The 11,390-nt window shown below is 56.0% G+C and carries 9 protein-coding genes; 8 read left to right on the top strand and 1 reads right to left on the bottom strand.

Annotation, left to right across the window (positions count from 1 at the left end; translation table 11 throughout):
- Positions 1-39 precede the first annotated feature (39 nt).
- From rfbG to ACMX25_RS26885, 8 genes are all read left to right on the top strand, one after another.
- The gene (gene rfbG, locus ACMX25_RS26920; RefSeq protein WP_414953058.1) at positions 40-1,125 is read left to right on the top strand and encodes a CDP-glucose 4,6-dehydratase; all 1,086 of its coding nucleotides are present in this window, start codon (positions 40-42) and stop codon (positions 1,123-1,125) included.
- A complete protein-coding gene (locus tag ACMX25_RS26915) occupies positions 1,122-2,033 on the top strand; it encodes an NAD-dependent epimerase/dehydratase family protein (RefSeq protein ID WP_414953057.1) in 912 nt (303 codons plus the stop codon). The genes rfbG and ACMX25_RS26915 overlap by 4 nt, the downstream gene beginning before the upstream one ends.
- A 5-nt stretch (positions 2,034-2,038) precedes the next feature.
- Positions 2,039-3,022: a glycosyltransferase family 2 protein gene (locus ACMX25_RS26910; protein WP_414953056.1), complete on the top strand. Its 984-nt coding sequence runs from the start codon at positions 2,039-2,041 to the stop codon at positions 3,020-3,022.
- Between the two features lie 18 nt (positions 3,023-3,040).
- The gene (gene rfbF / locus ACMX25_RS26905; protein ID WP_414953055.1) at positions 3,041-3,817 is read left to right on the top strand and encodes a glucose-1-phosphate cytidylyltransferase; all 777 of its coding nucleotides are present in this window, start codon (positions 3,041-3,043) and stop codon (positions 3,815-3,817) included.
- Complete coding sequence (locus ACMX25_RS26900) at positions 3,814-4,863, top strand: lysylphosphatidylglycerol synthase transmembrane domain-containing protein (RefSeq protein ID WP_414953054.1); 1,050 nt, start codon at positions 3,814-3,816, stop codon at positions 4,861-4,863. The genes rfbF and ACMX25_RS26900 overlap by 4 nt, the downstream gene beginning before the upstream one ends.
- Before the next feature lie 26 nt (positions 4,864-4,889).
- The gene (locus ACMX25_RS26895) at positions 4,890-6,260 is read left to right on the top strand and encodes an NAD(P)/FAD-dependent oxidoreductase (protein ID WP_414953053.1); all 1,371 of its coding nucleotides are present in this window, start codon (positions 4,890-4,892) and stop codon (positions 6,258-6,260) included.
- The gene (locus tag ACMX25_RS26890; RefSeq protein ID WP_414953052.1) at positions 6,257-8,347 is read left to right on the top strand and encodes a hypothetical protein; all 2,091 of its coding nucleotides are present in this window, start codon (positions 6,257-6,259) and stop codon (positions 8,345-8,347) included. The genes ACMX25_RS26895 and ACMX25_RS26890 overlap by 4 nt, the downstream gene beginning before the upstream one ends.
- A 162-nt stretch (positions 8,348-8,509) precedes the next feature.
- Complete coding sequence (locus ACMX25_RS26885; protein WP_414953051.1) at positions 8,510-9,949, top strand: hypothetical protein; 1,440 nt, start codon at positions 8,510-8,512, stop codon at positions 9,947-9,949.
- A gap of 254 nt (positions 9,950-10,203) precedes the next feature.
- On the opposite strand, the gene ACMX25_RS26880 is transcribed toward ACMX25_RS26885, so the two are convergent.
- Positions 10,204-10,488, bottom strand: coding sequence for a hypothetical protein (locus ACMX25_RS26880; RefSeq protein ID WP_414953050.1), 285 nt, complete (start codon positions 10,486-10,488; stop codon positions 10,204-10,206).
- Positions 10,489-11,390 lie beyond the last annotated feature (902 nt).

The following is an 11,390-nucleotide window of genomic DNA, read 5'->3' as shown; positions in this document are numbered from 1 at the left end:
GCGGCTAAAAATTTTTGAATTGGTGGTGAGGGAGTATTCTTGAGAGAGATAGATCAGCTTGGATTTGAATCAGTGCTGTCCGGAAAGCGGATCCTGGTAACGGGTCACACAGGCTTTACCGGAAGTTGGGCTTGCCTCTGGCTCAAGCAGCTGGGTGCCGAGGTCGGGGGGTTCTCGCTCGCGCCCGACACCTTGCCCTCGCTGTATGTCGAAGCCGATGTCGCGACGGATGTTGCGGGAATCGAAGGCGACGTCTGTGATCCCAAGGCTGTGCTCGACTGTTTCACACGCTTTCAACCAGAATTAGTGCTTCATCTCGCGGCGCAGCCCCTTGTTCGGCGCTCGTATCGCGAGCCGGTCTTGACCTTCGCCACCAACGCGACAGGTACGGCCCATGTGCTGGAAGCAGCACGCGCTACAGCCAGTTGCCGTTCGATCGTCTGTGTGACGACAGATAAGGTCTACAAAAATAACGAGTGGGCCTGGCCCTATCGGGAAAACGATGCCTTGGGCGGGAAAGACCCGTACAGCGCTTCGAAGGCTGCGGCGGAAATGGTCATCGACAGTTATCGCTACTCATTCGGATCGGATCCCCTGCATCCGATGGGAATTGCCACGGCTCGCGGTGGCAATATCATCGGTGGCGGAGACTGGTCGGAGGACCGGCTGATCCCTGACTTCGCGCGAGCAGTAAACACCGGTGGTTCGTTGACGCTTCGCTATCCTGACGCAACGCGCCCATGGCAGCATGTGCTGGCACTTGTACAAGGGTACTTGATGCTACTCGCCGGATTAGAGCGAGACCGTGCAACATTTGCGCGTGCGTGGAATCTTGGTCCGCATGATTCTCGCCAATTCAGCGTACGTAACGTGCTTGAGATTCTCTCGGACGACTGGGAGCGCCCAAACTTGGATTTCCAGCAGAACCCGCTACCGGAAGCTGTCGCGCTGGCGCTAGACAGCTCCCTTGCACGCAATGTCCTTGGCTGGACTCCACCTTGGGATACCAAGCGTGTGGTCAAGGAAACCGCAGCCTGGTACCGTGCGTTTCATGCGGGCAACACGGGTGCACGTGAGCTTTGCCTGCGCCAATTGGCAGATTGGCGCGAAGGGATGCGTTCGTGAATCTATTGCTGACGGGAGCGTCGGGCTTTATCGGCATAAATCTCGCGCGGACTTTACTGGTGCGAGGGCATCAGGTGGTCGCGGTTGGGCGGCGCCCGTGTCCGGTTGAGGGCGTACTCAATTTTGAAAGCGCACAGCTCGACGCAACCGTGCTGCAGCAGGTCATGGCGGCGCATAAATTCGATGTCGTATTCCATCTTGCGGCCGCAGGCGTGCATCCTCAGGATCGAAACTGGGCTGAATTGGTCCGCGTAAATGCGACGCTGCCTTCTGAGGTCGTCGCCGCAGCCCGCGCGTCGAAGATCGGTGCAGTGGTGCTGATGGGCAGCAGCGCGGAGTATTCAGCTCAGCCCACGGACTTGCTCACCGAGGACATGCCACTCGAGTCGCATAAGCTCTACGGGGCGTCGAAGGCGGCAGGTGGCCTGTTGGCATTGGCGACGGCTGCAGAGCAAGGGCTGCCGGTTGCGGTGCTTCGCGCATTCAACGTGTATGGCCCCGGTGAGGGTGCGCATCGCCTGTTGCCCTCGCTGATCCATAGCCTGCAATGCTCTAAGGCCGTTGCTCTTTCGGCGGGAACTCAGATTCGGGACTTTTTGTACGTCGACGATGCCTGCGACGGCTTAGTCGTTACAGCGCTCGCGCTGACCGAAGGCCGAATGAAAAATGGCGCTTACAACTTGTCGACCGGTACTAAAACATCGGTCCGAGATTTTGCGAGCGCATTAGCGGGCCGCATGGGCGCAGATGAATCCCTGCTGCGCTTTGGCGCGCTTGCGCTGCGTCCGGACGATCTACCTGTTGTCGTTGGCGATCCAGCTCGCCTGCGACAGGCAACCGGTTGGCGCGCCAGTCATTCACTCGATGACGGACTGGGCGCAACGTTGCGTCAAATCGCATCGAATTAATTGCCATGGAAACAATATCGATGGACACTTCGGCAGATCTTCCGCTCATCTCAATTTCAGTGCCTGTACTGAATGAAGCGGACAATCTCGATCAGCTATACGCCCGTCTGCGAAAGTTAAGTGAGACCATGGCTGACCGATGCCGGCTCGAATTCCTGTTCACGGACAATCACTCGTCCGACGCGACGTGGGAGAAGCTTACCGCCTTGGCCAGCGTTGACCAAAGAGTTCGCGCGATTCGCTTCTCGAAGAACGTCGGCTTTCAGCGTTCGATCCTCGCCAACTATATGCATGCCCGCGGTGATGCGGTCTTGCAGATCGACGCCGATTTGCAAGACCCACCCGAATTGCTGGAGAGCTTCTTCCAGTTGTGGCGCGACGGGTACCACGTTGTATACGGTGTGCGCGAAAAGCGGCCAGAGGGATGGCTGATCAATACCTTTCGCAAGTTCGGCTATTGGACCATCGATAAACTGAGTGAACACGCGATTCCGCGCGATGCTGGCGATTTTCGTCTGGTGGACCGCAAGGTCATTGACGCATTGCAGCGGTATCGCTCGTCGAATCCCTATTTACGCGGGCTGATCGCCGGTATGGGCTTCAGGCAGATCGGGGTGCCATACTCGCGTATGGCCCGTGTTGCGGGTTCGAGCAAGTTCGGCGTGGCGCAGTTGGTCAAGCTTGGATTGGCGGGCGTATTCAATCACTCCGTCTTGCCACTGCGGCTGGCAACTTATGGTGGCCTGTTTCTCCTCGGGCTGTCGGCCCTTGGGACGGTCTATTACCTTATCCTGCGCGCATTTCATCCCGACCTGCCACGCGGGCTCGCCAGCATTCACATACTTGTGCTGTTCGGCATAGGGTTCCAGTCGCTGCTGCTAGGCATTCTTGGCGAGTATTTACTGCGCATCTATTTAATATTGCGGGCTGAACCCGTCGCTATTGCAGAAGAGACGCTGAACCTCGCCCCGGCCGACATCAGACTTTAGAAAGTTGAGGAGAATTTTATGAAAGCTGTGATTCTTGCTGGCGGATTAGGCACGCGCATTGCCGAGGAGTCGGACTACAAGCCGAAGCCGATGGTCGAGGTAGGTGGTCGTCCTTTGCTATGGCACATCATGAAGTCGTATGCGCATCACGGTATCAAGGAGTTCGTGATCTGCCTTGGATACAAGGGTTATGTGATCAAGGAATTCTTCTTCAATTACTACCGTCACACGGCAGATCTTTCGATCGATCTGCGAACGGGTGCACACGAGGTTCTCAACTCGCAATCCGAGGACTGGAAGGTCACGCTCATTGATACCGGCGCGGACACGATGACAGGCGGCCGTTTGAAGCGCGCGGCACCCTATCTGGGCGATGAAACTTTTTGCCTCACCTATGGCGACGGGCTTTCAGATGTCGATATCACCGCCGAAATCGCTTTTCACCGGAAGCACGGTCGACTTGCGACGGTTGCTGCGGTGCAGCCTCCAGGTCGCTTCGGTGTACTCAACTTGGCGCCAGACTGCGGCGTAACGAGTTTCGAAGAGAAGCCTAGCGACGAAATCGGCTGGATTAATGGTGGTTTTTTTGTCGTTGAACCGAGCGCGATCGACTACGTGTCGGGCGACGAGATGCCATGGGAACAAGATCCGCTGAAGAACTTGGCCCGCGATGGAAAGCTCGCCGCATTCACTCACCACGGGTTCTGGCAACCTTGTGACACTTTGCGCGACAAGCGGCATCTTGAAGCTCTGTGGGAATCCGGCAGAGCGCCCTGGGCGACATGGAACCGATGATGAAAGACGAACAAGCGGGCGTCGACCGACCGCCGTCGAGCGCTCCGCATCAGCCGGCCGGCTGGAAGTCATGGATCAGACAGGTGCTCGGCGTGGGGGTCTCCCTCATCTGTCTTGTCCTCGTGTTCCGGCGTGTAGATTTCGATGCACTGAAACTTGCGCTATCGGATTTTCGCTGGCACTTCCTTGTCATTGGACTTGTTTCGCTTGCGGTTGACTATTCCGCTCGCATCGAGAGATGGAAGGTGATGCTGCGCGCGGCCGGTGCGAACGTACGCACTCGCCAGTGCATTGCACCGTTTCTCGGCTCCATCGCGTTGAACAACGTGCTGCCATTGCGCGCCGGTGACCTAGTGCGCGCACTTGTGTTTCCGTCGGCTATTGGAGTAAGCCGTGTGACCGCGACCGCGAGCCTCGTTTTTGAGCGGTTGATCGATCTGCTGACGTTGCTCTTGTCGTTGGGAATCGGCTTGCTCATTTCACCGATGCCGCTGCCCGAGTGGATTGGCAAGACGGTGATAATCGTTGCGATCGTTGGCGTGGCGGGTTTGGCGGTTATCGTTGTGTTCGGACGTTCGTTGATCTCAATGCTGGAATGGATCGCGCGCCGCTTCGAGCGCACGCCAGCGCTAGCCAGACTGATTCGACTGGCTGCGTCGCTGATAGAGCAACTGAGCACAATGGGCAGCTTGCGAACGATGGTCCACGTTTTGCTCTTGTCGGTAATTGTCTGGGCGGGCGAGGCAGGGTTGTTCTGGGCGATGTTCAGGGGCCTCGAGATGCATGCGGATTATGCTTCTTCCCTTATGGTCATGGCCATTGCGACGCTTTCGACGTTGGTTCCATCGTCGCCTGGCTATGTTGGCCCGTTTCACCTTGCAGCCTTCGCAGCTGTTCGTGCGCTCGGCGGTACTGAGGCCCAGGCTGCCAGCTTTGCTGTTCTCGCCCATTTGTCTCTTTGGTTACCGACCACGGTCGCCGGTGGCATTGCAATCCTGTTGAATCCGAAGCTGTTTGCCGCGCGTGCGCGCAGTTCGGTTTCGTAGCTGAAAATCAAGACTGGACGTATTCGATGAATCAACAATATGACGTCGCCATTGTGGGCGCAGGATTTACCGGTTTGACCACGGGCTTGGCCTTGAGCCGTGCAGGCCGGAAAGTGCTGATCGTGGAGGGCGACGCCCATCCGGGCGGCCTAGCCGGAACCTTCCAGTTTCAGGATGGCGTAACCATAGAGAAGTTTTACCATCACTGGTTCAACAACGATGTATACGTGCCGCAACTTGTGAAGGAGCTGGGTCTCGAGGGCGAGATTGTGACGTTGCCTTCGCGGACTGGCATGTATTTCAACGGAAAGATGTGGCGGCTTTCTACCCCGCTTGATTTGTTGCGCTTCTCGCCGCTGTCGATCATTGACCGGATCCGATTAGGCTTACTGGTTTTCCAGGTGCGCAAGATCAAGGACTGGCGGCAGATCGAGCATCTAACAATCCGCGAGTGGCTCGAGCCGCTGTGCGGCAAGACGGTGTATCGCGTAGTTTGGCAGCCGCTGATCGATGCAAAGTTTTCTGTGTTTGCCGATGCCGTCAACGCTGTGTGGTTCTGGAAGAAACTCGTTTTGCGTGGCAGCACACGAGACAAGCAGGGTGGTGAGCAACTAGCCTATTTCCGTGGCGGGTTTGGTCGTCTTGCACGTGCGATTTCCGACGAAATCGTAAAGCTCGGCGGCGAGGTGCGGTACAACGTGAGAGCAACCGGAGTGCGTGCGGCGAACGGGAATATTGAAGCGCTGCAGTTGGGCGAGGAGGAAGTTAGCGCTCGGCAATATCTGCTTACGCCAGCCTTTCCATTAATCGCGGATTTGCTCGAGAATGTGACTGCTCCGAAATGGATCGAGTCGCTACGCCGCGTGAATTACCTGGGCAATATGTGCCTTGTGCTCGAAATGGATCGGAGCCTTTCCGATACTTACTGGCTCAATGTCAACGATCCTGGCTTTCCGTTTGTCGGGGTTATTGAACACACGAACTTCGATCCGCCGGCTAACTATGCTGGCAATCACATCGTGTTCCTGTCTCGTTACATTGCGACGGCCGACCCTGTCTGGAAGTATGGTGACGAACAGTACCTTCAGTATGCGTTGGATCATTTGAAGCGTATGTTCCCCGAGATGCAGCGGTCCTGGATCAAGGATTTCCGGCTCTGGCGTGCTGACTATGCGCAGCCCGTCACTGAGCGCGACTATTCGAAGTATGTGCCGGGGCGCGAGACTCCTTTTGGCAACGCGCTTATTTCAACGATGGCTCAGATCTACCCTGAAGACCGGGGCACGAATTACGCGATTCGGGACGGGAAGGAAGTGGCCGGTATTATTGAAAGTACGCTTGCGGCCGGGGACTCGATGCGAGAAGCACGGGATGCCAGTCCAACAGTGACTAGATGACAGCAACGATCTACTCGATAGCACTGCTGACCGCATTGCTGCATGTATGGTTGCCCGGTTGGGCGCTGCGTGAAATGGTTGGGGCGCTGGGGCTCAAGTTTCGCAGAACTGGTGCAAGTCGCTTCCTGACACCATTTGCACTGGGCATCCATCTGAATGCGGTGTGGTTTTTGTTTGCGTGGGTATTGTTTCCAGGCGCGTCGAAGCCGTATCTGGCAGTCGGTACCGCCGTTCTCGACCTGATCATCATTGGCGGCGGCATTGTGTTATCGCGCAGGAGTTTCGTTCGAAAGGGAGGCCGCATTCCGGCTCACCTTGTGACCGTCGCAATTCTCGGGTTGCTCGTCGGCACGTTTGCGTGCTTTCAGGTTCCGAGCGTGCTCGATTCGATCCAGATCCTGCAAATCCAGCACTTCGTTTTGGGTTGGGGATGGAATGCCGCGGACAACGCGGCGACCGGGGCTCTTACCCGGGCGGTAGGTTTGTTGACTGGGTCCATTCCCTCTCCGCCAATGCCGGGTTTTTCCGGCATCATGCTACTGCCCGCTCTGTTGCAAGGAACGCTGCCCGTCGCTACAACCAGCGCCGGCATGAAAGTGCTACTCGTGTTGATGGCAGCTTTCGTGTCCGCGCATGTCGGCGAGCGCCTCGGACTCCGCCCACGTCTGATAGTCACGCTTGTGTTGTTCGCAGGCCTGGTATTAAGCCGGTTCGGCATGTATGGCATGATCAATTTGGGCAAAGACTCGATCTTTGCCGTGCCAATGTTCATCGCTGCGGCGGTATCGCTAGTTGGTGACAAAACCGGGCGGCATCGGCACGAGTCGAACCTCTACTTTTCTGCCGCTATCTTTCTCGGTAGCGTGGTCGTGCCGTATGGGCTAGTGTTTTGGTCGATCTACTTGACGCTGTCGCTGGGCCGCGCTCGCTTATTGCCGGATCTTGTTTCATTGCTGGCGTGGACACTACTTGCCCTGCCTGTTTCCATTGCCGGGATTCAATCGTCGTTGCAGGCTGGAGAGGGTAGTCATCAGCCTTTGCTGATTTTAATCGTTTGCCAGGCGGTCCTCATTCTCGGGCTTTGTTTGTTGCGACGGTATGTGGGCGGCGCTGGTCAGGACCGCGCCTGGCTTCAGCCCCTTACGCCTTTCGTGCCGCTGGTCGCTTTCGTATTCTGTTTATGCCTGATGCCGGCCGTTGCTCACATCGCGGTTTGGACCGACGCATTTGGGCATGCCGTGATGGAAGACCGGGCACCGCTCGATGGGCACACGCGATTTGTCACCTACTTGCTTCGCTCTTTCAGAGAAAACCTGTCACCGGTAATCCTGGTGGCCGTTCTGGGTTGCATGCTTCTTCCTTTTGCGAAACCGAGGTATCGGCAACCGGGCTTTGTCGCACTATTTTCGTTTTTGCCGGTGACGCTGGTGCTGGTTCTATTGCACCTGAAATTGGGTTTGCACGGCCTGACTGACTTCAATATCTGGGACATTACCAAGAACGTCCCTCAGTGGTTTGTCGGCCCTTTATTTACTGCGTTCACCGTTCTGACGATTTCAACGCTGAGAGGTTTCCTCGTTGCAAGAGGAATTGGCCGCGCATGGATGAAACAGGGATCGATGGCAGTACTCGGTGTGATGCTTGTTCTCGCGGTGCTCGTTGTCGCGGCGCGCAACCGAGACTTTCGTAATGCGATACATGTCCACATGCTGACGCGTCCGACGGTGACGGCAGCGGGGGGATATGCGGACCCCGATGTTGCGCAGGCGATGGCATTCGTATGGGCTAACGGACGCGGCAGGCCCGTCTTTGTCTCGCATGCGTCCATTTTCATGGGTGGTTTTTATCTGTACCAGATGTTTGGGGCGGGCAGCACATTCGAATTCGATCAGCGCTTATTGAATGCCGAGTTTCCCAAGGCTTATCCAAGCGTTTCTTTTCTGCTCGATGCAAACGATCTTGCGAAAGTCGAAGATTTCGCTCGTTCGTCCAAAGCGTTCATGTCGGTTTCAACCACACGCAACCGCAGTTATTTGGTGCGTGTCAGTTTCAATGGTGAAGGGCGCGTTTCAGGCAATGGCCTGTAGGCCGGCGTGAAGTTCAGGACATCAATGCGAATCTGACCTTCGTTTGTCAGCCGATATGGCAATACGGCTTGGCACAATGGCCCCGATCGCGAGCAGGCGTATGGAAGTCAAGCATGGCGACCTAGGAGCGGTTCTCTGTTAGGCAATTCGCGTGAGGCGTTTATGATGGCGCTCTTGCCTAAAGCTGATATTTTCACAATGCAAAAAAGAACGCATCGCGTCCCTAATTATCTGCTGGCGTCGCTAGTCGGCATCGCCCTCCTAATGAACTTTGGACGTTTCATCGAATTAAGCATGGATTTTGTCCAGCACTTCATGCTCGTCGATGAAATCATGAAGCATGGCGGCCGGCGCCCGGAAGTACAGATCGGGATCATGAGCATATATCCCCCCGGTGCGCATTGGCTTGCCGCCGTAGTGGGCTGGATCGGCGGCTCTGGACTGGTGGCGATTGTTTTAATTTCTGTCGCATCTGTGTACGTGTCGTACCTGCTCGTGCTCGAGTTGGTCGGAAAGGATTCTCCCGTAAACTTTGCCCTGGTCGCGGTCGCCTTCATTCTGCTCGCGCACACTCACTCACTGATCGGGTGGGAAGTAGCGCTCAACTACTTTTACTCGCAACAGGTAGCTGACGTCGCGCTTCTAATGACCCTGGTTGGCCTGGCCCGCACTACAAATGTATGGGCTCGAGCGCTTATAGTCATTGTGGTGGGTGCTATCGCCATGTGGGTGCATGCGCTGATCGCGATCCAGATCCTCGGTTGCGGCTTGTTGCTGATGTTCTATCAGAGCGTCCTGGCGTGGCGCGCAGGCCGGTCGCCGGTAGGGATTGCGTGCGCGCTGGGCTTGACCGCAGTGGGGTCCGTACTGATCTTGCTCGTTCACCCTTCATTCAAGGCTATGCGTGCCGCGTCAGAAACGAACGGATATGTGCAATTCAGCTATTCATTCACTCTTGTGGCTGCGGCAGTTTGCGGGGCGATCGCGCTGATGGCGTTGTGGAGAAACTTCAGCGGTCGTTCGCCGAGCGAAGTTGACGCGGTACTGGGGTGCGCTGGACTTGCCACGGCCATACTCGCGGTCGCGCAATATATTGTCTTGCATGTCGGGCACGCCGGCTCGGATTACGCCGTCAAGAAACACATGTTCGTGGTCGTGACGCTGGCGATGGTCAACGGTGTGAGGTTAGTGGGTGATCGCTGGCCGCGCACGTGGCAGTATGGCTGGCTCGCTGCGCCAATCCTCGCTGGATTCGCGGCTTTCCATATCTTGGAACCCTTTGCTGTTCCTGTCGTTCCGGTACTCCGCGCTATCGATTATGCAAATCACGTTGCGCAGTTCGACCTGCCTGGATTCATGCCGGGGAATACGGTGTCATACGATAAAAAATTGCCACCGGAAATCAACCTCATGATCTCCAACACGTCATTTCAACATCCGTTCGGGGACAAGCAGACTGCTTGGCTCAACGGGGAGGATCCAACCGTTGACTCGCAATACGCCATGGTTCGGCGTACCCCGGAAATCGATGCGCAATGCAAGGATCGGTTCGCCGAGAGCGCGACCTATGTAGTGGTCACGCCCGACTGCCTGAAGCGTTAGCGGATAATGCCTTCCATCCACCTTTACATGTCGCGCCGCGGAGCCGATGTCGAAGTTGACGCAATGCATGATGATGGCATCGGTGGAGTTTTGAGGGGGCGGCTTATCAGGATTGGGATTTAGGCGAGAGCTCGCTCATGCGACAGTGATCGAGAGTTGTGTTCATTGCTCATCCTATAGGTGAGCACCTGGAAACCGGCTTCGCTTCCAGCGAACTCCCGCGAATTCCAAAGAGAGGGGTGCTTTTCCTCGCGCTACTTGACGCCGTAGACCCAAGGGTGAGTCTCGAACAACGCCATTGCTGCATCCAGCACGAGAAGCCCACCCCAGCAATACCACCAGAGTCGCTTGGAAAGGCGGTGCTTGCTCCAGCGAGCTTTCCAAATTGCAGCAATGCCAACAATGGCTGCTATGCCAAGTGCAGTGGGACCGATCAGCACGCACAGCCCAAATGCCGCACTTAGGCTCACGGAGGCCCACCCGAGCACATACAGGTCGCATTTGATTGCGGCTTTGGCTCCATGTATGTCATTGTTCATTATTCAGCATGCCTTATTTTCCTCCAAGAATCCGACCACTCCAGTAGGCGACTGACACACAGGGCCAGGCACGACCCGTTATCTAGGAGGGTGCAGACATTGTATTTCGCGGGCACTAATTTATCCATACGCCGCAAGAATCTCCCTGTCACCGCATCGAAAACGTCGGAACTCCGAATTCGGAATCTGGCCTTCGACGCCGTCTCAACGGGTTCAACGAATTCCGGCACCGTGATGAACAGGCGAATTTGTGGCCCCGATATCAATCAACCACGGTACCCGCTATGGGCATTATTTGATCGATTTCCTCAGCAACTCGGCCGCGGCCAGGCGTGAGGAAAGTACCGGAGGAGGACTGGTTGCCCGTCCATTCACATAAGCTCAATTCCCCTTTGCAGGTCACACACACCCTTGTTCTGCGGCTGTTGTCTCTGCTACGCACCATAAGCTTCGTTCAGATCGTCTTAAGTTCGTCGATATACCTCGATCGAAGCGGTGGTTTGCGCTCTCTCTGCAACGATTGGATTTCGCCGTACGCGATGTCTGCGAGGCGCGTCCGTAGCGAGACTACCCTTCCACCGTTGCGGTCTGGCCCACCGATCGCCTTTCGCCAGTAGTGGGGGTTTTTTCGTAAATACCCAAATACTTACACACAATTGATATCGTAATGTCTCGGACATTAAAAGAAATACGTAACAACAATAGGTAACATTTATTTCTTCGGGGTTTTTATGTTAGCGGGGACACAAGAACTAGATGCACGCTTTGCCGTACCCACAGTGAAGGAAAAGCTGGCGATCATGTTGTCGGAGTCGGACTACCCAGTTGCCGATCCATACTGTTTTCCTCGTTTCACTGTGAGTTTATTTGCCGGAGGTAATGCACTCGTAAGCAAAGACTAT

The organism is Caballeronia eucalypticola (assembly GCF_047608185.1).
Lineage (GTDB): Bacteria > Pseudomonadota > Gammaproteobacteria > Burkholderiales > Burkholderiaceae > Caballeronia.
Note: the sequence above shows the minus strand (reverse complement) of the source record. Positions and strands in the feature narration are given on the sequence as shown.